Here is a 21,510-nt window from a genome sequence, read left to right on the forward strand (position 1 = left end):
GAAGTCAGCTCAAAATACTGTTTTGAGGTTGCAGATGGATGCTAACCTGATTTGAAGAGATTTTCGAAAAAGATTAAATATACTCTACAATTTGCTCAATCAATTCTGGGTCGTCTAAACCTGTAACTTGTATAACAACATCTTTGACTGATTGTTTAGCCAACAATTCACCTAATCGAATACTTTCTTCATCATTTACATCGCGATAGTCAAAGGCATAGCCAACTGTTTTAAGTAGGTTTTTATATGACAAACTGAGTTCTTTCAATTCACGTATCGGCCGGATGAATCGTTCATTATAGCCTAATTTTCGGATTGGAGTACGAGCTACGCGACTAACTTCGTCCACTATGAAAGGATTTTCAAACCGTTCTATAATGACTTTGTGATAATTCTCCAATTCTTTTTTATCAAAGTTCCATTTGGCAATCAAGAGACTCCGAATTTCAGCTAATACAGATTCAATCCGAGATTTGATATTAGGATTTTGAAGAGCTTCCAAAATTGTCTTGGCACCATAATGCGCACCAATGTAAGCTGAAGTTGCATGTCCAGAATTGACTGAAAAAAGTTTTCGCTCAATAAAGGGTTCTAAATCTTCTTCATAATGCACATCTTTTAGACGTAAATCTGGATTTTTAAGACGCTTGGTTTCCACGACCCATTCATTAAAGGGTTCGACCACAACAAAAAGGGAATCTTCGTGACTTTGTGCTGGAACAATCCTGTCTACTGCAGCATTTGGAAAACCTATGTAGTTATCAGCAAATGTCAAACCTTCCGGACTTAAATATTTCTTGACTTCTTGATAAAGAAATTGAGACCCGCCAATCATATTTTCACAGGCCATAACATCCAATGCCTGTGTATTTCCTGCAACTCGGCGAGCTTCGATTCCTTTGGCTAGAAGTTCAGCGATAAAAGGGAGGATATTAGGTCCGATTGCAGTAGTAATAATATCCGTCTTTTGAATCGCTTCAATGACTTGCTCAGGGTCTTCTTTGCTATTAATGCCAGCCACATTAGTTACTTCTATACGAGACTGTCCTTTCTGTGCAATTTCAATTTCATACTTGCCCTTTTCATTTAGAGCATGAATTATCTGATTATTGACATCCACAAAATCAATATGGAAACCATTTTTAAATAGAATTTCACCTATAAAACCACGACCGATATTACCGGCACCAAAATGAACAGAATGTTTCATTCAATTTCTCCTTTTCCTATTTGAGGGACATATATACTAGATGACAAATGACGAAATTCAATTATTCAACAGCATCAAATAAGCGCAACACTTCCTCTTTTGACTGAGCATCTGCTAGTTTAAGAACATTATCTACATCTGCACAGAAGATAGAAATTTTCTGAATAATTTCTAAGTGTTCATTACCAATACCAGCAATACCAAAAAGAACCGTTGCCACTTGAGGGTTAGATACATTCCCAAAATCAACCCCTCTAGGGACTTGAACGACTGTAATACCAGACTTGAGGACATCATTTTTTGCTGCATCTGTTCCATGCGGTATGGCGATAAAGTTACCCATGTAAACAGATAGCTCTTTATCTCGCTCAATCATGGCTTCAATATAGTCTTCATTAACATATCCACCCTCATAAAGAACTTGCCCACAATAACAAATAGCTTCCTCCTTGTTAGAAAATTGTTTATTAAGCTTAATCAAATGTTTTTCAAGTTTCATATTAGTTCTCCAATTTCTTAATTTTTTCGTTAAAAATAGTATTTAGCATCTGATAAATAATGGATTGATTTCCCGTCTTGTAAATCTCTGTATAAAGATGATTTTCAATAATCGACTGACTGATAGCTGTCATTAAATCTCTCGCTTCCTCGCTAGCTTCTTTAGACATTAGCATTAGCAGACACCTTTTGACCTCTTCTTCCTCTCGTTTCATTGACAATGCGGAGATAGGTAGTTTGAGTTCAAACATAGTAAAACTATTTGTTGTTACTTTGCTAGACTGACTATGTAAAAGCACCAGACCAGTATTAGGAATAGCCATAGGACTATTCTGGAAGTGAGATAACAATTTTCTTGTTAGGTAATCTCTGTCACTCACATTCTTCTGATATTGGATGATTTGTTCTACCGTGTGCTCAAATGATTGATTATTCTCCAATTGAACCAACTCGAATTGACTCAAAAGCTGACTACTAGATATTAAATAATCTTGCAAGTCATAACTTTTCTCTGGAGCGATAGCATCACGCGCGACAATTGTACGATGTGCCTGTACATACTGAAGTCGTTCCTGTAATTCAAGCAATTCTTTGACGGTTGGAAAACTAGAAATTACATCGATTTCCTGATTAGTCAGCGGCTTGGTAGATAAAATATAATCATACTGACTGAGATCAATACTATGGTAATCTACTAGAGACTGAATATCTATCAACTCTACAAAAGGAGCAACACTCTTAATTTTACTGACTAATAAATCTCTAGTGACCCGACGTTCATCCGTTAAAAGCAAAACACGGACTGGATAAATCTCTGGACTACGGCCTAAGCTAGAGATAAAATGTAGGGCAATCATGCCATACTCATACTCTGTATGAAGATATTTCGGAAAAATATCATTCACTAAAAGACTGATGACTGTATAAAGAAATTTATTCCTTTCAACTAAAATCTGGACAGATTCTGGCAAATTTTCACCCTGAAAAAGGATAGGGACGCCTAAACTGAGCCGAATATGATGGAAAAGAAAATTGAATAAAACCTTGTCCTTAAAAAAGTCAATCTTGGTATACATGGAAACCGTATCAATCAGATTTGAAATATTGTAGAAAAATTCACCATCAAATTTCTCCGTAAAGAGCGGATTGTCCTGACGTTTAATGATTAATTCATCCAAGATGCTCGCAAAATAGATAATTTCCTGAATACTATAAAATTGTGCAGTCTGCTTAGAGTAAGCTTGAAAAATTTTTTGAGAAATTTCCAAAGCCTGCTTACTAGTATTAGGTGAATTTTCAATGTTTTGCTCCTGACCTATAAGAGATAACAAGATCGCAAAAAACATCTTCATCCTAGCATCCATATCTGGAAAACCTGACAGTTGCTTATTAACAATCTGACTGGCCAGCCTAGTTCTATCTGCTTCTAAAATATCAAAGCTCCCAAAATTACCGGTTGAAAAATCTGCTACTGAGATACAGTTTGTCAGTAAAATAGCCAAAAATCTTCTCTTACCAACTGAATCACCAGAAATACGATAACCTTTTTGTCGTTCAATTTTCAGATCAAAGTCTAAAAGACGCTTATCAATATCTGAAATATCCTGAATAATAGTTACATTACTGACTTTCATGCATTCTTGCAATGCTTCATTGGTGACAAAACCACTCTCAGTCAGAAGGCGATAGGTAATCAACTCTTGTCTTTCTTGGGGACTATACTCAACTAACACTTCAAGTTCTGTCGGCAAATCATCCAACTCTCCAGTCAAAATATAGTATTTCCCATGCTTCGTTATTTCGATTCCATATTGCTCCATGCTATCTGTCAAATCTGATAAAGTTCGATAAATTGTTCTAGATGAAACCTGTAAGATTTCAGTCATGTCTTGCATTGAAAGCTTCCCTACATGTAGGAAAGCCTTCAATAATTGTTCTTCTCGTTTGGTTAATAGCATTCGTAATTTAGAAACCTCTAGTTCTATTTGTACATTCTAACAGCCATTTTGTCATATTCTGGTGTTGTTACTAAACTATCCACAATAAGAAATTGAGAATTCGGTGCTGTTTGCTGCACTTCTGCCTGTAAAGAAATAGTTGTTACAATCATTATGTTTTTAGAATTAAATTCACCTAATTCTGAAATTTTGGCAGTAGAAACTGGAATACGAATATTTTTGTTTCTAAAGATAGCCCGAATCGTTTCACAGCCCATAGTTGCAGATCCCTGTGCTTTACCATAAGCAACTACTACAGCATCAATATGGTTAAGGTCAATTTCCTGACTATCTACTGATGCTGAAGTTGATATATCTCCTTCAATTTCTGCTATTGGAGAAGCTCCTGTTAATGAAGCTACAATTTCATCATAACGAGGGGACGCTAAGAAATTATCAACAGAAACATGAATAGCACTTGGACTCTTGTCTTTAGCTCTTGGTGTCAGTTCTTCCTGAGTAACAATTAATGTTTTTGGTGTATCAAGCAAATTTGAGATTGCCTGATTAGATACTGGAATCTCTAGACCTGCTTTTTTAACCTTATCTCGAAGAATACTAGCTCCCATAGCAGAGCTTCCCATACCAGCATCGCAGGCGAAAATGATTTTTTCCACTGAGTCTGTCGAAACAACTGCATCAACAGAAGTTGATACTAACTGACCTTTAGACTGAGCCTTAGCTGCTTGGGTAGCCGCCTGAGCAGCTTCGAGCGAATCCTCAGTTGACTTGTCTGCATGAAGAATAAGGGCTGCTACAAGGAAAGAAACAACTGCTGCCACTAAAACACCTAGAAGAACATTTAGATGGGGCCAAACGCCTTTTGGCGCCGTAGCCATAATCGCAATAATAGAACCTGGTGAAGCTGGAGATTTAAGACCAGCGTCTAAGAGTTGAAAAGTAAAAGTTCCAGAGATACCTCCTGCCATAGCAGCTAAAAATAGAGTAGGCTTCATCATAACATAAGGAAAGTAAATTTCATGAATCCCTCCGAAGAAATGAATAACCATTGCCCCCCAAGAAGAAGATTTAGCAGAACCTTTACCGAATACAGCATAAGCTAATAGAATTCCCAGGCCTGGTCCAGGATTAGCTTCCAATAGGAAGAGAATTGACTTACCAGCTTGAGCTACCTGTTCTACTCCCAGAGGAGTAAAAATGCCATGATTGAGGGCATTATTGAGGAAAAGGACTTTAGCCGGTTCGATGATAATATTAGCCATAGGAAGGAGGCGAGCATTGACAATAGCCTCAACACCATTCCCAACAGCTCCAGTAAGAGTCGATACGACTGGACCGATTGCGTAGAAAGCTAAAAGCAATAATGCAAAACCAACGAGACCAGCTGAGAAGTTATTAACTAACATTTCAAATCCGGGACGAATTTTTTCTTGGAACTTCTCATCAAATTTCTTGATAGTCCATCCTCCCAGTGGGCCCATTACCATAGCTCCGATAAACATAGGAACACTAGAACCTGTGATTGCACCAACAGTAGCAATAGCTCCTACAACGGCACCACGTTGACCATGGATCATATATCCACCTGTGTAACCAATCAGGATTGGCAATAAATACGTTAACATAGGACCAACAACAGTAGCTAACTGTTCATTTGGCAGATAGCCATCAGCGATAAAGAGGGCAGTCAACACTCCCCAAGCAATAAATGCTCCAATATTGGGCATAACCATATTTGAAAGCGATGTCCCTAGTTTTTGAACTCTGACTTTCAATGATACTTTTTCTTCCATTAGGATCATCCTCCTTTTCTTAAAACTAGTATATACAAAGTTAAAAACCTTTAAAACTAAAGTTTTGTCACAGATTTTGTGCCAAAACTTTACTTTTGACGAGGCTGGGCAAAAAGGCTTAAAAATGATAAAACGCATCATATCAGGTGTACAAAACCTTAATATGATGCGTTTTATCATGGAAAGATTTACTGAATTTTCTCTTCAAATTGAGTTTTTGCCCAGCTTCCTCTTTTTATAGTAGTTTGAAATAAGATACGAACAAATCAATTGGAAAATTCAAATTAATTTCTAGAAATATTTTAGTATTCCTGTGTACTGTTCTAAATTCAATCTGCTATAATTATTGAAAAGTAAACCCTTATCATCATTTGTAACATAAAAAATAGGCTGTAAAACCTTATAGGATAAACCTATGGCTTTACGCCCGTATATTCATAGATTCTATTCTACCGTTACTGACTTAGCAAGGTTACGTGGTTTATCCACATCAAGGCCACGGTGGAGTGTTGCAAAGTAAGCGACCAATTGCGTTGGCACAACCATTGAAATTGGTGAGAGATAAGTGTGGACGGTCGTAAGAACGATGTCGTCTGTATCTTTGGCAACATTTTCTTCTGCGATAGTGAGGACTTTGGCACCACGGGCTGCGACCTCTTGGATATTTCCACGAGTATGGTTGGCAAGGACTGGATCTGACAAGAGCGCCAAGACAGGTGTTCCTTCTTCAATCAAGGCAATGGTTCCGTGCTTAAGTTCTCCTGCCGCAAAGCCTTCACACTGGATGTAAGAAATCTCTTTAAGTTTGAGACTTGCTTCCATGGCTACGTAGTAATCTTGACCACGTCCGATGTAAAAGGCGTTACGAGTTGTTTCAAGTAGCTCACGAACCTTGACTTCAATGGTTTCTTTCTCTGAAAGAGTTGATTCGATAGACTGAGCTACGATTGACAACTCATGAACTAAATCAAAGGCTTGCGCTTTGGCATTGCCATTTGCTTCTCCGACTGCTTTTGCAAGGAAGGCAAGGGCTGCAATTTGCGCTGTATAGGCCTTGGTTGAGGCTACGGCAATTTCAGGACCTGCGTGAAGGAGCATGGTATGGTTAGCTTCACGTGAAAGGGTTGAACCTGGGACATTTGTCACTGTCAAGCTTGGGATTCCCATTTCATTAGCCTTGACCAAAACCTGACGGCTATCCGCTGTTTCACCAGACTGGCTGATAAAGATGAAAAGTTGTTTCTTGCTGAGAAGTGGCATACCGTAGCCCCACTCAGATGAGATTCCAAGTTCAACTGGCGTATCTGTCAATTCTTCCAACATTTTCTTAGAAGCAAATCCTGCGTGGTAAGATGTTCCAGCTGCAAGGATGTAGATACGGTCTGCGTCTTGAACAGCCTTGATAATAGCTGGGGCTACGACAACTTGACCAGCCTCATCTGTGTAGGCTTGGATCAACTTACGCATCACTGTTGGTTGCTCGTCAATTTCCTTGAGCATGTAGTAAGGGTAAGTTCCCTTACCGATATCTGACAAGTCAAGTTCCGCAGTATAGCTAGCACGTTCACGACTGTTACTATCATAGTCTTGAACTTCCACGCTATCAGCCTTGACGATTACCAACTCTTGGTCATGAATTTCCATGTATTGGTTGGTTTCACGAATCATAGCCATAGCATCTGAGCAGACCATATTGTAGCCTTCCCCAAGACCAATCAAAAGTGGAGATTTGTTTTTCGCTACATAGATGACATCTGGATTTTCAGAGTCAATCAAGGCAAAGGCATATGAACCACGGATAATATGAAGAGCTTTTTTAAAGGCTTCAAGAACTGAGAGACCGTCTTCTTCCGCAAATTTTCCAATCAAATGTACAGCGATTTCCGTATCTGTTTGCCCTTTGAAGTGGTGCCCAGCAAGGTATTCTTCTTTAATTTCAAGGTAGTTTTCAATCACCCCATTGTGAACCAAGACAAAACGTTCTGTCTCAGAGCGGTGTGGGTGAGCATTGTCTTCCGTTGGTTTCCCATGAGTTGCCCAACGAGTATGTCCGATACCAGTTGTTCCCTCAACACCAACTGTCTTAGCAGATAATTCTGCAATACGACCTACAGCTTTGACTAGATGGTTTTCAGCACCACCTAGGACAAAAATTCCCGCAGAATCATAGCCACGGTATTCGAGCTTTTCAAGCCCTTGAATCAAAATATCAGTTGCATTTGTGTTTCCAACAACACCAACAATTCCACACATAGTATATACGACACAGGCAAGCTGTGCTTCCTCCTTAAAATTGGTATAGTCTAATTCCTCTTTTATAGAATCAGCAAAAACAGTATATACTTGTTTCTTTCACTTGTCAAGAGTAAAAATTGGTATAGTTCAAATTAAACTCCTATAAGTAAAAAACTCTGACCAATTTGGATAATCAGTCAGAGTCCTTTTTAAAATCCATTATTATCGCTTAATTCCTTGAACCAGTACCCTGATTTTTTCAGACGACGTTCTTGCGTTTCCAAGTCTAATTCGACCAAACCATAGCGATTTTTATAGCTGTTAAGCCATGACCAACAATCGATAAAGGTCCAAATTAAGTAGCCCTTACAATTGGCTCCGTCTTCAATGGCACGGTGAAGTTCACGAAGATGAGATTTTACAAAGTCAATACGGTAATCATCTTGAATCATTCCATTCTCACGGAATTTTTCCTCTCCTTCAACACCCATACCATTCTCTGTCAACATCCACTCAATATTGCCATAATTTTCCTTGATATTTTGGGCGATGTCATAAATCCCTTGCTCATAAATCTCCCAGCCACGGTGAGGATTGATTTTACGCCCAGGCATCACATAAGGCTCGTAAAAATGTTCTGGTAAGAGTGGACTCTCTGGATGCTTCGCAAATCGAGGCGCCATAACACGTAAAGGTTGATAGTAGTTGACACCAAGGAAGTCCACCGTATTGTCACGAATGAGATCCAACTCCTCCTCTGTAGCATCAGGCAAGAGACCATATTCATGTAAGATTTCTACCAACTCCTGTGGATAAGTCCCCAAAACGGACGGATCTAAGAAAGATTGGGCCTGAAAAAGGTCCGCAATACGAGCAGCCTTGACATCAGCAGGATGCTGGCTACGTGGATAAGCCGGTGTCAAGTTTAAGACAATCCCAATCTTGGAATCTGGCAAAAGTTCATGACAAGCCTTAACCGCCCGACTGCTAGCCAATTGTGTATGATAAGCTACTTTAACGGCTGCCTCTGCATCCACCTTATGTGGATAATGGGCATCGTAAAAATAGCCAAATTCTACAGGAACGATGGGCTCGTTAAAGGTAATCCATTGATCCACTAAATCTCCATAGGTTTCAAAACAAAAACGAGCATAGTCTTCATAGGCTGAGACAGTCGCCTTATTTTCCCAACCATCACCATCTTCTTGAAGAGCAAAAGGTAAATCAAAATGATAAAAATTCACTAAAAGACGAATCCCTTTGTCCTTAATAGCCTCAAAAACCTTACGATAGAAATCCACACCTTGAGCATTGACTTCCCCACGCCCTTGTGGAAAAATCCGTGACCACTGAATAGAAGTTCGAAAGGCCGTGTGACCAGTTTCTAACAAGAGGTCGATATCCTGTTCCCAATTTTCATAAAAGGTCGATGTTTTATCTGGACCAATCCCATTATAGTAGCGATTTGGCTCCACTTGGAACCAGTAATCCCAGAGATTATCTCCCTTACCGTCACCAGCTACACGTCCTTCTGTCTGTGGCCCAGAAGTAGAGGATCCCCAGACAAAATCCTTTGGAAATTTTAGCATACATTTACCTCTTTATCTACTCATTTTTCCTATTATACAGAAAAAACAAGGTAAAAACTAGTTACATTTTTTCCTTGTTTTTCTTCTGATTATAGTTTTTATTTCTTGCTGAGGATTTCAAGCGTTTCAAGCACGTTATCTGCATGAACTTCGATGGTATCACCAGTCGCTTTAATCTTGACTTCTACGATGCCATCGGCCGCTTTCTTCCCAACAGTAATACGGATTGGCAATCCAATCAAGTCGCTATCGCTGAACTTAACACCGACACGTTCGTTACGGTCATCTGTCAAGACTTCGTAACCAGCTCCCATCAAGCTTGCTTCAAGCTTTTCTGTCAAGGCTTGCGCTTCATCATCCTTGACATTGACAGTGATCAAGTGTACATCAAATGGTGCCAATTCTTTAGGGAAATTGATTCCCCAAGCGTAACGGTATTCACCTTTTGGTGTTTTGTTAACAAAGAGGCGAGCGTGTTGCTCCATCACTGCTGAAAGGAGTCGGCTGACACCGATACCGTAACATCCCATGATAATTGGCACAGCACGGCCATTTTCATCCAAAACATCTGCTCCCATGCTTGCTGAATAACGAGTACCGAGTTTGAAGATGTGCCCAATTTCGATACCACGCGCAAAGTTAAGGACACCTTGTCCGTCTGGAGAAATTTCACCCTCACGAACTTCACGAATATCCACATATTCTGCAGCAAAGTCACGACCTGGGTTCACACCAGTCAAGTGGTAGCCATCTTCGTTAGCACCCACAACTGCATTGCGAACATCTTGCACCTTACGGTCTGCGATGATTTTGATATTCTCTGGTAAAGCAACTGGTCCAAGTGAACCAAATCCTGCTTGAACAACACTTGCCACTTCTTCTTCGCTAGCAACGTCAAAGAAATCTGCTCCCAAATGGTTTTTCAACTTAACTTCATTGAGCTGGTCATTTCCAACTAGAAGGGCCGCAACAAGCTCACCATCTGCCATGTAGAAGAGGGTTTTGATCGTTTGTTCTTCTGGAACGTTGAGGAAGGCTGCCACTTCATCAATTGATTTAACATCTGGTGTTGCAACACGAGTCACTTCTTCTTCAGCGACAACACGGTTGCTTGGTTTGTACTCATTTGTTGCCATTTCCAAGTTAGCCGCATAACTAGACTCACTTGAGTAAGCAATCGTATCTTCACCAGAAACCATCCATTTGAGCAATTCTGCTTTGATTTCTTCTTGTACTTCTGCAGGAATCTCATCAAATGAGGCAACTGACTTGTCCAAGACAACCCAGCGGTCAAGGTCTGTACGGGCAGGTGTAATGGCCATAAATTCTTGGCTGTCCTTACCACCCATGGCTCCACCGTCACCGATGATAGCCTTGAAGTCTAAGCCACTACGAGTGAAAATACGCTCATAAGCAGCCTTATACTCATCGTAAACACTGTCCAAGCTATCATAGTTAGCGTGGAAGCTGTAAGCATCCTTCATGATAAACTCGCGTGTACGGAGAAGTCCATTACGTGGGCGTTTTTCATCACGATACTTAGGCTGAATTTGATAAAGGTTAAGTGGCAATTGCTTGTAAGACTTAACAGAATCACGGACAATAGCTGTAAAGGTTTCTTCGTGAGTTGGACCTAGAATGAAGTCTGATTTTTCACGGTTTTTTAGTTTGTAAAGGTCTTCACCATAAGTTTCGTAACGACCTGATTCGCGCCACAATTCTGCACTAAGAAGGGCAGGAGCCAACATCTCAACGGCACCAATCTTGTCGAATTCTTGGCGCATGATATTTTTAGCTTTTTCAATCACACGATTAGCAAGTGGTAGATAAGAATAAACACCTGCTGAGACTTGACGAACATAACCAGCTCGCAACATAAGAGCATGGCTGATAACTTGAGCATCGCTTGGCATTTCGCGAAGCGTTGGGATAGGCATTTTACTTTGTTTCATAATATTCCTCGATTATCTAAAAAAGAGTCGCATAATGTCATTCCAGGTCACAGCAATCATCAAGACAACCATGATGACCACTCCGGCCAAGGTGACATAAGTTTCAATTTCTTGTTTCAATGGTTTGCGGCGGATGGCTTCTAGGATATTGAGCACAATCTTACCACCATCCAATGCTGGAATCGGAATAAGATTAAAAATCCCAATATTGATGGAAATCATTGCCAAGAAGTACAAGACATTCTCAATTCCATTTTTAGCGGCATCACTACTTGCCTTAAAGATGGCAACAGGTCCACCTAGCTTGTTCAAATCCGGTTGGAAAATCAGATTTTTCAAAGCTGATAGAATTCGGAAGGCCGAGTCAGCAGCAGTTGTAAAACCACCTACAAACATGGATAGAAAGTCCGACTTAATTCCCGGTTGAACACCTAGAAGGTAACGGCCTTGACTTTCTTCCGGAGTAACAGTGACTTGTTTGTCACTACCCTTTTCAGAAATAGTCACATCCAAGGTCGGGGCCGTCTTATCTTTGGTTTCTGATTCCACAGCCTGAATCAAACTTTCCCAGTTGCTAATCTCATGTGAGCCAATCTTGGTAATTTGTGCCGTTTCTGGTACTCCTACCTTAGCCAAGGCCCCTTGAGGCATGACATGGAACTGATTGGTATCAACATCTCTGACACCACCCTGCATGAAGATTAAAATCCAGAAAACAACGATACCTAAGATAAAGTTGTTCATAGGACCTGCAAAATTGGTAATCAGTTTGCCCCAGATAGTCGCATTTTGATATTGAACATCTAAGGGAGCAATCCGAACCTCAGTACCATCTGCTTCCACAACCGTTGCATCGTGATCCACTGCAAATGTTTTTTCTTCTTCCAGAACCAATCCTTTGATAAAGAGCCTGTCTTCAAAGTCAAACTGGGTCACCTGCATAGGGAGAGCTGTTTGATCTAATTTTTTACCTGAGAGATTGATGCGTTTAACCTTACCATCATCAGTAAGCGTCAAACTGACAGGAGTTCCTGTCTTGATTTCAGTGGTATCATCACCCCAACCGGCCATACGAACGTAGCCACCCAGAGGCAAGATTCGAATGGTATAGGCCGTCCCATCCTTGCCAATATGAGCAAAGATCTTGGGTCCCATACCAATGGCAAATTCACGTACTAGAATCCCTGATTTCTTGGCAAAGTAGAAGTGTCCGAACTCGTGCACCACCACAATAATCCCAAAAACCAGAATAAAGGTTAAAATTCCGAGCATAGTGTTTCCTCCGTCTTTTGATTAAAAGAGTCCAAATAAGTGCATGATTGGAAATACAAGCAACATACTATCAAAACGATCCAAAACACCACCATGTCCTGGGATAAATTTCCCAGAATCCTTGACACCAAAGTGACGCTTGATCGAACTTTCTAGTAAGTCACCAAATTGTCCAGCCACACTAAAGAAAATAGCAAAGACGGACATCTTGTAAATTCCATATGGAAGAGCAACTGTACTGTCAACTATCATAAAGATGATGGTTACTAAAATAGCGCCTAAAATACCACCCAAGGCACCCTCAAGAGTTTTATTAGGCGATACCCTTGGTGCTAATTTTCGTTTACCATAGTTCATCCCAACAAGATAGGCACCACTGTCTGTTGCCCAAACAATACACAAGGCCAAAAGAGCCTTATCTAACCCTGCAATTCTAGCATCTAGTAAAGCATTAAATCCAAAGCCCACGTAGAAACTCATAGCAAGCGGGAAAACAGCATCCTCAATCGTATAAGACTTGCTAAAAACGGTCGTTCCTAACATAATTGAAATCAAAACACTATAAGCAACCACATTCCCATCAACTGGCAAAAAAGTCAGATAATTCTCCAAGGGAATGGTCAAAGCAAAGGTTGCAAAGAGGGTTAAGAGGCCCTCCATAGTCATAGTCTCTAGATCTCTCATCTTCAAAAGTTCATGCATGGCTAGCATGGCTATGATTCCAATTGCTATCTGAAGCAAGAGTCCTCCAATCATTAAAATCGGTAGGAAAATAGCCAGGGCAATACCTGCAAACAAGGTTCTTTTCTGTAAATCCTGTGTCATATTTCCTCCTAAACTCCTCCAAATCGGCGATGACGACGATTGTAGGCAAGAATGGCTTCCTGCAAGGCCGCCTCGTCAAAATCAGGCCATAAGGTGTCCGTAAAATAGAGCTCACTATAGGCTCCCTGCCATGGAAGGAAATTGCTCAAACGCAATTCTCCACTAGTACGGATAATCAAGTCTGGGTCTCGTAACTCCTTAGGCAAATGCTGGGTGAAGAGATAGTTGCCAATCAATTCCTCTGTGATGTCACCTGGGTTGATTTTGGCATCTAACACATCCTGAGAAATCAACTTAAGAGCCTGTGTAATCTCAGCACGTCCACCATAGTTGAGGGCAAAATTAAGAATCAAACCGGTGTTGTTCTTAGTCAATTCCTCAGCCTTGGTCAGAGCTTCAAAAGTTTGCTTAGGCAGGCGATCTGTCTCCCCAATCATTTGAATCTTAACATTATTCGCATGCAATTCCGGGACATAATTATCATAAAACTCTACTGGCAAGTTCATGATAAACTTGACTTCCTGATCGGGGCGGGTCCAGTTTTCCGTAGAAAAAGCATAGACCGTAATAACCTTAACGCCTAGTTTGTTGGCTGCCTTGGTCACAGTTTGCAACGCTTCCATGCCCGCCTTGTGCCCAAAAACCCGCGGCTGCATACGTTTTTTAGCCCAACGGCCATTGCCATCCATGATGATGCCGATATGAGCAGGAACCTGTGTCGGAACCTCTACTTCCACAGCCTTATCTTTCTTAAAAAATCCAAACATGATCTTATTCCTATTCAAAAATCTATCGTTTCATTATATCATATTTCCCTATTTTCTTCTATCACTAAGCTATTTATTCTCAGGCACAAAGCCCATTTTTCAAAAAAATAAGTCGCCTGATTGGGCGACTCTATTTTTTATAGGGAGATTATTATGAAAAAGTTTTAGGAGTTTAAGTTAAGGTCTTCTTAACTTATGGACTTAGTATACACTTCCTAGCTTAAAGTTTCCTTAAGGATTTTTAAAAATCAAATTTTTCCATTTCTCCTGCCAATTTTTCTTGGATAGACGTGTTCGATAAAGTTCCATTCGGTCTTCATTCTCTAAAAAATGAGGAGTTGGACGAACTTGAAAATTCAAAATATCCTCCAAACCATAAGGTACATAGAACTCAAAATCCGATTCTTCATTCAAGCGTAGTCCAACAGCCGTACATCGTTCTGGATACTTACTCATGGCATCACGGGAACTGGTATAGGGAGCAGTATGAGGGCTGTGCTGGTGCATATAGACTTGATTTTTCAATTCCCACTGGTACTGAGGAAAGTCCTCTCTCAGCTTTTTCTCTAGAGACAAGGTTTCCTCATAAGAAATATCTGGATCAAAGAAAATCACATCTACATCTGTTTCACAGTCAAAAGGGGATTTGTCTGATAAGAGATTCCAGATAAAATTTCTGACAGAACCTGCCGCCAGCCAGGAATCTGTCAACTCCAGATTTCGGATGATAGTCAGAATAGCCATCATATCTGGATTTTTTCTAAAAGCCTCTAGAATTTCTTGCTTATTTTTCAATATATTCATACCCCAAATGCTCATAAGCCTTAGCCGTTGCAACCCGTCCAGACCGTGTCCGCATGATAAAACCTTTTTGAATCAAGTAAGGCTCATACATGTCTTCCACCGTTTCACGCTCTTCTGCTATGTTAACAGAAAGAGTTCCTAATCCGACAGGACCACCACCATACATCTCAATCATGGTCCGAAGGATTTTTTGGTCCACATAGTCCAAACCTTCATGGTCAACATCCAGCATAGTTAATGCCTTATCGGTAATAAGATCATCGATGACCCCATCCCCCATTATCTGGGCAAAATCGCGCACGCGCTTGAGGAGACGATTGGCAATACGAGGGGTTCCACGACTACGCAAGGCCAACTCGGATGCTGCCTCATGAGTGGTTTCCATCTCAAAAATATCTGCCGTCCGCTCGACAATTTCTGTCAAGTCAGCATGAGCATAATACTCCATATGACCTGTAATCCCAAAACGTGCCCGTAGTGGATTTGAGAGCATACCAGCCCGAGTCGTCGCACCAATCAAGGTAAAAGGTGGTAACTCCAAATGAACACTGCGACTGCCTTCACCAGCACCAATCATGATATCAATGTAGAAGTCCTCCATGGCACTATAAAGCACCTCTTCCACAGACATGGGCAAGCGATGAATCTCATCAATAAAAAGGACATCCCCAGGCTCTAAGTCATTCAAAATCGCTACTAGATCTCCGGCTTTTTCAATGACAGGCCCAGACGTCTGCTTGAGATTGACACCCAGTTCGTTAGCAATAACAAAGGCCATGGTCGTCTTCCCCAAACCTGGAGGTCCAAATAAGAGGACATGATCCAGCGCTTCATCCCGCATTTTGGCAGCTTCAATAAAGATTTGGAGCTGGTCCTTGACCTTATCCTGCCCAATATATTCACGTAAATACTGAGGACGGAGCGTGCGTTCTACCAACTCCTCATCCCCCATTATCTCATTATCTAAAATTCTACTCATAGCTCTATTATATCAAAAAACCAAGCCACAAACAAAAAAGCCACCTGATTGGGTTACTCCCGAGTTTGGTCCTTATGTGGTATAATATTGTTCGGCACTGCTACACCGCCTGCGAAAGGAGGTGAGATAGCCCATGATGGAATTAGTACTCAAAACTATCATCGGACCAATTGTGGTCGGTGTCGTTCTTCGCTTAGTAGATAAATGGCTAAACAAGGACAAATAGTGTCAAAAAAGACCCCAAGCTTATTTGGTCGTGAGCTTGGGGTTTTTTCTAGCCCATGATATAGAACTAGTACTCAATTCCCTTTTATTATCCCATAGTTCACAAATTTTGTCAAAGGTTTACATTCTCAGCTTCTCAAGCTTTAACCGCTTTACAACAAGACTTTCAAGTTTAAGAGAAAATTAGAGATTCTATCAATTTCATAGAAATTTTGATTTCGTAAACGAAGAGACAATCTTATATGTCACTCCTCATTTAATACGCCACTACTGGACAAGCAAAATCATTATTACAGCAGTTTCAGTCCTTCAATTAACAGTCACTTACATTCAAAGTGAGGTTGAAGTAGCTGAAGCTACAACAGACCTATTTCTTAGTCATATTTTCTAAAAAAACTCCCCGCCAATTCCCCGACCAAAATCCGAAAAATACCGAAAAATATCGAAAAATGATTTTTAGAATAGTCCCCAAAAGCCTGAAATAAAGCCAAAAAACTCCACCTGATTGGGTGGAGTTAAGGGAGATTATTATGAAAAAGAAAAGTTTAGGATTTTATTAAATAAAGTTAGGAGGTCTTTATTTAATAACTATATGATACAAGACGAAGCTTAAAACTAGCTTAACTTTTTCTCAGATTCTACCATTTTGCAGAAAATCACTATCACTATCACCTCACAAAAAGCCACCTGATTAGGTGACTTCATTAGGAGATTATGATAAAAAAAAGTTTTAGGATTTCATTAAATAAAGTTAGGAGGTCTTTATTTAATGACTATATAATACTAGACCATCCTTAAACTTTGCTTAAGAAAAAACAAGTTTTGTTATTTTTCTCGATTCGCCCAAGTCATCCCTATACAATTATAGGTGGATAAGATTTCAAAGCCCATAGAACGATAAAATCCCACGTTTTTTTCTGTCTCTTCTGTCACCAGCTGGACTTGATAAGCATCTTTGTAATCTTTTAAGGCCTCTTTCATTAGGGCACTACCAATCCCTTGACGCTGATAGATTGGTAAAACAATCAAATCCTGTACAAAAACTGATGAGAATCCATCTCCTACCAAACGAATCAAGCCCACCACAGCATCACCATCAAGTGCCAGATAAATTACTAATGAATGCGATAAGGCCTGCTCCAGCATCTCTGGTTGATGGGTATAATTTGTCCAACCGACAGCCTGATAGAGATGCAAAACATCCTCTAGCTTGACAATTTCTTGCTTTTTAATAGTAATCATCTCAACACCTCTTAAAGTTCTCTCAAGCTCTTGTACTGCTGTCCATTTTTATCAAAATTTTCAGGACGCAGCCATGTTTCCAAACGATCTTTGACTTGAGGCCAGTCCTTATCAATCATAGACAACCAATCCGTATCCCTCGTCCGTCCCTTATAAACCACCGCCTGGCGGAAGGTTCCTTCATAGACAAATCCCAAACGCTCCGCAACTCGTCTGGATGGCAGGTTAAGAGCATCGCATTTCCACTCATAGCGACGATAGTTTAGCTCCTCAAAAATATAGCGAGCTAGGAGATACTGAGCCTCAGTTCCTATCCGTGTACCCCTTAGCTCTGGAGAAAAAGTGACTGCTCCGACTTCTATTACTCGGTTATTCTGGTCAATGCGCATGAGAGAAAAAGTTCCCAAAGCCTTACCAGTCGCCTTGTCTATGATTGCATAGTAAAAACGGTCCTTACGAGCCAACATCTGATTTAAAAGGCTAACCAGCTCCCCCATATCTGCTACTGGCTCCTGAAAAAGATAGGTCCACATCTCCCGAGGAGTATCCGGGCCATAAACAGCTAGCAAATCCTCCGCATGTTTTTCTACCGAGAGAGCCTCTATCCTAGCATAACGCCCTTCTAAGAAATCAATAGAAGGCAGTGCACCGGGTGTATAACCTTCCATTGACTCACCAATCATCTGACCATATTCATTTACTGGCATAGCTTTCTCCTTGTTTCACTTTTCAAACTTTTTACTCAACTCTATTTGAATTGTCCTATCTGCTAATTTCAAGTTTTTTATCAATTTCATTTAACAATTTTTCTGCATCTTCTTTATTTAAAACATTTTCTCGTGCTACATAGTTTCTACAAATATTCAGGGCCGCAATTTGGTCTGCTTTATCCAAAGATTCAAACATAATTCTCACTGAGTTACTAGCAATAACTCCTCGTTTATCATCCGAATTTTGAAGAAAGTTAAGTAGAACACTTAAATTGTTCTGACGACACGATTCGTACAAATCAATATATTCACCGTATTTTTTCGATTCAGAATCAGTAAGTTTATCTACAACTTTTACCTGCGAATAAAAATAGATTATTTCCCTATTTTGAATAATATAATTTATTTTTCTGATATATTTTAATCCCTCTATTAAGAGCCAAATAAAATAGATTATCAGAATACCAAACAGTGGTAGCCACATGATACCAACACTGGATTGAATACGAGGATAAGTTTCATTAAAAGAAACTATTAAATTTTTGGCTCCAAAATAATGAATAATGGATAACAAATTTGTCACTATTAATAGAGTTGCAAAAGATTTTGTAAATAAAAATTGATACACTTCAGACTGTGTCCTTATAATTTCATTTGGAGATATTCCAAAAATATTGCTTGATTTATCATTTGAAAAACTAAAGAAAGTAATAAAAACTGCAAAGAGAGTGTCTAAAGTGAGTGTCAAATTTAAACTTTCCTTGTCCCAAAGACAATTTTTAAAATAATATGCACCCACTATTGACATTACTAATACTATAACTGACACTACAATAATAGAAATCTTAAATAATAAAATTTCACACTTCCTGCTATCGTTCACTAATCTATTCATTCTGACCTATTCTAAAGTTCATACTCTAGAGTTACTTCTTTTTATTTCACAACAATGTTAACCAATTTATTCGGTACACTAATCACTTTCACGATGTCCTTACCGTCAATTTCTGCTTTGACTTTTTCATCAGCGAGAGCAATTTCTTGCAATTCTTCGCGTGATAGGTCTTTAGCGACCATGAGTTTGGCACGTACTTTACCTTTGATTTGGACAACGATTTCGATTTCGTCTTCAACTAATTTGCTTTCATCCCAAGTTGGCCAAGCTACATAAGAGATAGATTCACCTGTTACTGCAACAGTTTGCCAGAGTTCTTCTGCCAAGTGAGGCGCAAATGGGGCAATCAATTGGATAAAGCCTTTAGCGTAGTCCACATAGAGCTTGTCTTCCTTGTTAGCAGCGTTGACAAAGACCATGAGTTGGGCAATAGCTGTGTTGAATTTGAGGGACTCGATCTGCTCTGTTACAGATTTGACTGTTTCGTTGTAGACCTTGTCAAGAGCGCCATTGTTTTCCGCAAGGATTTCTTTACTTGTAATCAAGCGGTAAACACGGTCAAGGAACTTACGGCTTCCTTCCAGACCTTCTTCTGACCAAGCAATCGAAGCATCAAGTGGTCCCATGAACATTTCATAGACACGAAGGGTATCGGCACCGTATTGTTCCACTACGTCGTCTGGGTTGACAACGTTCTTAAGCGATTTAGACATCTTAGCTGGTGCTTGCTCCAACTCTTCCCCTGTTTCCACATGGAAGAAAGAACCATCACGTTTTTCAACCTTATCGGTTGCCACAAGAGCGCCACGGTGGTCACGGTAGCTTGTTCCCAAAATCATTCCTTGGTTAAAGAGTTTTTGGAATGGTTCCTTAGTTGGAACAACACCGAGGTCATAGAGGAATTTATGCCAGAAACGAGCGTAAAGCAAGTGAAGAACAGCATGCTCTGCACCACCCACGTAGATATCTACTGGCAACCATTGTTTGAGAAAATCCTCATCGGCCAATTTCTCAGTATTGTGTGGGTCAATATAGCGGAGGTAGTACCAGCTTGAACCTGCCCACTGTGGCATAGTATTGGTTTCACGACGACCTTTGACGCCATCCTCACGAGTCACTTCAAGCCAATCTGTCAAGTTAGCTAGTGGACTTTCACCAGTACCTGAAGGACGGATGTCCTTGGTTACAGGCAAGACAAGTGGCAATTCACTTTCAGGGACAGCTGTTGAAGTTCCATCTTCCCAATGAATGATTGGAATTGGCTCACCCCAGTAACGTTGACGGCTAAAGAGCCAGTCGCGGAGACGGTAGGTAACCTTCTCTTGTCCACAGTCTTTTTCTTCCAACCAAGCCACAATCTTGGCAATAGCGTCTTCTTTGTTGAGTCCATCTAGGAAGTCTGAATTGACATGAAGACCATCCTCTGTGTAGGCAGCTTCTTTAACATTTCCACCTTCAAGTACTTCGACGATTGGAAGGTCAAATTGTTTGGCAAATTCCCAGTCACGTTGGTCGTGGGCAGGAACAGCCATAACGGCACCTGTTCCGTAACTAGCAAGAACGTAATCCGCAATCCAGATTGGAATTTCCTTACCATTGACAGGGTTGATGGCATAAGCACCAGTCCAAACACCAGTTTTTTCTTTGGCAAGGTCTGTACGAGCCAAGTCAGACTTGAGGCTGGCTTGGTGTTTATAGTCTGCTACTGCTTCTGCTTGCTCTGTACTTGTGATAGCATCTACTAATTCATGCTCAGGAGCCAAAACAGTGAAAGTCGCACCGAAAAGGGTATCAGGACGAGTGGTAAAGACAGTAAATTCCTTATCAGTTCCCCTAACCTTGAAGGTTACATTGGCACCAGTTGATTTACCGATCCAGTTGCGTTGCATGTCCTTGATAGACTCTGGCCAATCAAGTTCATCCAAGTCATTAAGCAAACGTTCTGCATAGGCAGTGATTTTAAGCATCCATTGACGCATCGGCTTACGGACAACTGGATAGCCTCCACGCTCAGAAGTTCCATCAGGAAGGACTTCTTCGTTGGCAATGGCTGTTCCTAGTTCCTCAACCCAGTTTACAGGCACTTCCGCTTCATAGGCCAAGCCTTTTTCGTAAAGCTTGGTGAAAATCCATTGAGTCCACTTGTAGTAGTTTGGATCGGTTGTATTGACTTCACGATCCCAGTCATAAGAAAATCCAAGCGCATTGATTTGGCGTTTGAAATTAGCAATGTTCTCAGCTGTAAATTCTGCTGGGTCATTACCAGTATCCATAGCATATTGCTCTGCAGGCAAACCAAAAGCATCCCAACCCATTGGGTGAAGGACATTGTAGCCTTGCGCACGTTTGTAGCGGCTGAGAATATCGGTTGCAGTATAACCTTCTGGGTGTCCTACGTGCAGACCCGCTCCAGATGGATAAGGGAACATATCAAGAGCATAAAACTTAGGTTTTGATGCATCTGTTCCAGTCTTAAATGTATGATGTTCTGCCCAGTAGCCCTGCCACTTAGGCTCAATTTCTTTATGATTGTAAAAACTCATGGTCTCTCTCCAA

At 40.5% G+C, this 21,510-nt stretch carries 17 protein-coding genes; 1 reads left to right on the forward strand and 16 read right to left on the reverse strand.

Features of this window, described 5'->3' with window-relative positions; all coding sequences use genetic code 11:
• Nucleotides 1-73 precede the first annotated feature (73 nt).
• The 12 genes from HT701_RS00740 to ruvB form a co-directional block, all read right to left on the reverse strand.
• Nucleotides 74-1,210 carry a mannitol-1-phosphate 5-dehydrogenase gene (locus HT701_RS00740; RefSeq protein ID WP_000682963.1) on the reverse strand — a complete coding sequence of 379 codons (1,137 nt, stop codon included), beginning with the start codon at nucleotides 1,208-1,210 and terminating at the stop codon, nucleotides 74-76.
• Nucleotides 1,211-1,271: 61 nt separating this feature from the next.
• A complete protein-coding gene (locus HT701_RS00745; protein ID WP_000764149.1) occupies nucleotides 1,272-1,709 on the reverse strand; it encodes a PTS sugar transporter subunit IIA in 438 nt (145 codons plus the stop codon).
• A gap of 1 nt (nucleotide 1,710) precedes the next feature.
• Complete coding sequence (locus HT701_RS00750) at nucleotides 1,711-3,666, reverse strand: transcription antiterminator (protein ID WP_001864364.1); 1,956 nt, start codon at nucleotides 3,664-3,666, stop codon at nucleotides 1,711-1,713.
• 23 nt (nucleotides 3,667-3,689) lie between these two features.
• Entirely contained in the window at nucleotides 3,690-5,459 is a 1,770-nt protein-coding gene (locus tag HT701_RS00755; protein ID WP_050261316.1) for a PTS mannitol-specific transporter subunit IIBC, read from the reverse strand.
• Nucleotides 5,460-5,903: 444 nt separating this feature from the next.
• The gene (gene glmS / locus HT701_RS00760; protein WP_172931093.1) at nucleotides 5,904-7,712 is read right to left on the reverse strand and encodes a glutamine--fructose-6-phosphate transaminase (isomerizing); all 1,809 of its coding nucleotides are present in this window, start codon (nucleotides 7,710-7,712) and stop codon (nucleotides 5,904-5,906) included.
• A gap of 191 nt (nucleotides 7,713-7,903) precedes the next feature.
• Nucleotides 7,904-9,283 carry a 6-phospho-beta-glucosidase gene (gene bglA, locus HT701_RS00765; RefSeq protein ID WP_172931094.1) on the reverse strand — a complete coding sequence of 460 codons (1,380 nt, stop codon included), beginning with the start codon at nucleotides 9,281-9,283 and terminating at the stop codon, nucleotides 7,904-7,906.
• A 98-nt stretch (nucleotides 9,284-9,381) separates the two neighbouring features.
• A complete protein-coding gene (locus HT701_RS00770) occupies nucleotides 9,382-11,235 on the reverse strand; it encodes a proline--tRNA ligase (protein ID WP_172931095.1) in 1,854 nt (617 codons plus the stop codon).
• A 12-nt stretch (nucleotides 11,236-11,247) separates the two neighbouring features.
• Nucleotides 11,248-12,507 (reverse strand): RIP metalloprotease RseP, encoded by a 1,260-nt coding sequence (gene rseP / locus HT701_RS00775; protein WP_172931096.1) that lies wholly within the window; start codon nucleotides 12,505-12,507, stop codon nucleotides 11,248-11,250.
• A 21-nt stretch (nucleotides 12,508-12,528) separates the two neighbouring features.
• Nucleotides 12,529-13,332: a phosphatidate cytidylyltransferase gene (locus tag HT701_RS00780; RefSeq protein ID WP_172931097.1), complete on the reverse strand. Its 804-nt coding sequence runs from the start codon at nucleotides 13,330-13,332 to the stop codon at nucleotides 12,529-12,531.
• 8 nt (nucleotides 13,333-13,340) lie between these two features.
• Nucleotides 13,341-14,099: an isoprenyl transferase gene (locus HT701_RS00785; RefSeq protein ID WP_000466722.1), complete on the reverse strand. Its 759-nt coding sequence runs from the start codon at nucleotides 14,097-14,099 to the stop codon at nucleotides 13,341-13,343.
• Nucleotides 14,100-14,330: 231 nt separating this feature from the next.
• Entirely contained in the window at nucleotides 14,331-14,903 is a 573-nt protein-coding gene (locus HT701_RS00790) for a nucleotidyltransferase family protein (protein ID WP_172931098.1), read from the reverse strand.
• Nucleotides 14,884-15,882 carry a Holliday junction branch migration DNA helicase RuvB gene (gene ruvB, locus HT701_RS00795; RefSeq protein WP_345889964.1) on the reverse strand — a complete coding sequence of 333 codons (999 nt, stop codon included), beginning with the start codon at nucleotides 15,880-15,882 and terminating at the stop codon, nucleotides 14,884-14,886. The genes HT701_RS00790 and ruvB overlap by 20 nt, the downstream gene beginning before the upstream one ends.
• Nucleotides 15,883-16,015: 133 nt before the next feature.
• Here ruvB and HT701_RS00800 point away from each other — a divergent pair, with 133 nt between their 5' ends.
• Nucleotides 16,016-16,108 carry a type I toxin-antitoxin system Fst family toxin gene (locus tag HT701_RS00800; protein WP_000970382.1) on the forward strand — a complete coding sequence of 31 codons (93 nt, stop codon included), beginning with the start codon at nucleotides 16,016-16,018 and terminating at the stop codon, nucleotides 16,106-16,108.
• Between the two features lie 824 nt (nucleotides 16,109-16,932).
• Here the strand turns inward: HT701_RS00800 and HT701_RS00805 are convergent.
• Genes HT701_RS00805 through leuS form a run of 4 tightly spaced genes read right to left on the reverse strand, consistent with a single transcriptional unit; the run spans nucleotide 16,933 to nucleotide 21,497 of the window.
• Nucleotides 16,933-17,349 carry a GNAT family N-acetyltransferase gene (locus HT701_RS00805; RefSeq protein ID WP_000628388.1) on the reverse strand — a complete coding sequence of 139 codons (417 nt, stop codon included), beginning with the start codon at nucleotides 17,347-17,349 and terminating at the stop codon, nucleotides 16,933-16,935.
• An 11-nt stretch (nucleotides 17,350-17,360) separates the two neighbouring features.
• Nucleotides 17,361-18,056, reverse strand: a complete 696-nt coding sequence (locus HT701_RS00810; RefSeq protein ID WP_001144903.1) for a GNAT family protein — start codon at nucleotides 18,054-18,056, stop codon at nucleotides 17,361-17,363.
• A 55-nt stretch (nucleotides 18,057-18,111) separates the two neighbouring features.
• The gene (locus tag HT701_RS00815; RefSeq protein WP_001081167.1) at nucleotides 18,112-18,954 is read right to left on the reverse strand and encodes a hypothetical protein; all 843 of its coding nucleotides are present in this window, start codon (nucleotides 18,952-18,954) and stop codon (nucleotides 18,112-18,114) included.
• A gap of 41 nt (nucleotides 18,955-18,995) precedes the next feature.
• Nucleotides 18,996-21,497 (reverse strand): leucine--tRNA ligase, encoded by a 2,502-nt coding sequence (leuS, locus tag HT701_RS00820; RefSeq protein WP_172931099.1) that lies wholly within the window; start codon nucleotides 21,495-21,497, stop codon nucleotides 18,996-18,998.
• Nucleotides 21,498-21,510 lie beyond the last annotated feature (13 nt).

It is taken from the genome of Streptococcus sp. 10824 (assembly GCF_013276595.1).
GTDB lineage: Bacteria > Bacillota > Bacilli > Lactobacillales > Streptococcaceae > Streptococcus > Streptococcus pseudopneumoniae.

Excerpts from the sequence above, each read along its gene's own strand:
- HT701_RS00745 (WP_000764149.1), bottom strand. The coding sequence starts at position 1,709 with ATGAAACTTGAAAAACATTTGATTAAGCTTAATAAACAATTTTCTAAC.
- HT701_RS00810 (WP_001144903.1), bottom strand. The coding sequence starts at position 18,056 with ATGCCAGTAAATGAATATGGTCAGATGATTGGTGAGTCAATGGAAGGT.
- bglA (WP_172931094.1), bottom strand. The coding sequence starts at position 9,283 with ATGCTAAAATTTCCAAAGGATTTTGTCTGGGGATCCTCTACTTCTGGG.
- HT701_RS00800 (WP_000970382.1), top strand. The coding sequence starts at position 16,016 with ATGATGGAATTAGTACTCAAAACTATCATCGGACCAATTGTGGTCGGT.
- HT701_RS00780 (WP_172931097.1), bottom strand. The coding sequence starts at position 13,332 with ATGACACAGGATTTACAGAAAAGAACCTTGTTTGCAGGTATTGCCCTG.
- HT701_RS00805 (WP_000628388.1), bottom strand. The coding sequence starts at position 17,349 with ATGATTACTATTAAAAAGCAAGAAATTGTCAAGCTAGAGGATGTTTTG.
- HT701_RS00770 (WP_172931095.1), bottom strand. The coding sequence starts at position 11,235 with ATGAAACAAAGTAAAATGCCTATCCCAACGCTTCGCGAAATGCCAAGC.
- rseP (WP_172931096.1), bottom strand. The coding sequence starts at position 12,507 with ATGCTCGGAATTTTAACCTTTATTCTGGTTTTTGGGATTATTGTGGTG.
- HT701_RS00750 (WP_001864364.1), bottom strand. The coding sequence starts at position 3,666 with ATGCTATTAACCAAACGAGAAGAACAATTATTGAAGGCTTTCCTACAT.
- HT701_RS00790 (WP_172931098.1), bottom strand. The coding sequence starts at position 14,903 with ATGAATATATTGAAAAATAAGCAAGAAATTCTAGAGGCTTTTAGAAAA.
- HT701_RS00740 (WP_000682963.1), bottom strand. The coding sequence starts at position 1,210 with ATGAAACATTCTGTTCATTTTGGTGCCGGTAATATCGGTCGTGGTTTT.
- ruvB (WP_345889964.1), bottom strand. The coding sequence starts at position 15,882 with ATGAGTAGAATTTTAGATAATGAGATAATGGGGGATGAGGAGTTGGTA.
- HT701_RS00815 (WP_001081167.1), bottom strand. The coding sequence starts at position 18,954 with ATGAATAGATTAGTGAACGATAGCAGGAAGTGTGAAATTTTATTATTT.
- leuS (WP_172931099.1), bottom strand. The coding sequence starts at position 21,497 with ATGAGTTTTTACAATCATAAAGAAATTGAGCCTAAGTGGCAGGGCTAC.
- HT701_RS00785 (WP_000466722.1), bottom strand. The coding sequence starts at position 14,099 with ATGTTTGGATTTTTTAAGAAAGATAAGGCTGTGGAAGTAGAGGTTCCG.
- HT701_RS00755 (WP_050261316.1), bottom strand. The coding sequence starts at position 5,459 with ATGGAAGAAAAAGTATCATTGAAAGTCAGAGTTCAAAAACTAGGGACA.
- glmS (WP_172931093.1), bottom strand. The coding sequence starts at position 7,712 with ATGTGTGGAATTGTTGGTGTTGTTGGAAACACAAATGCAACTGATATT.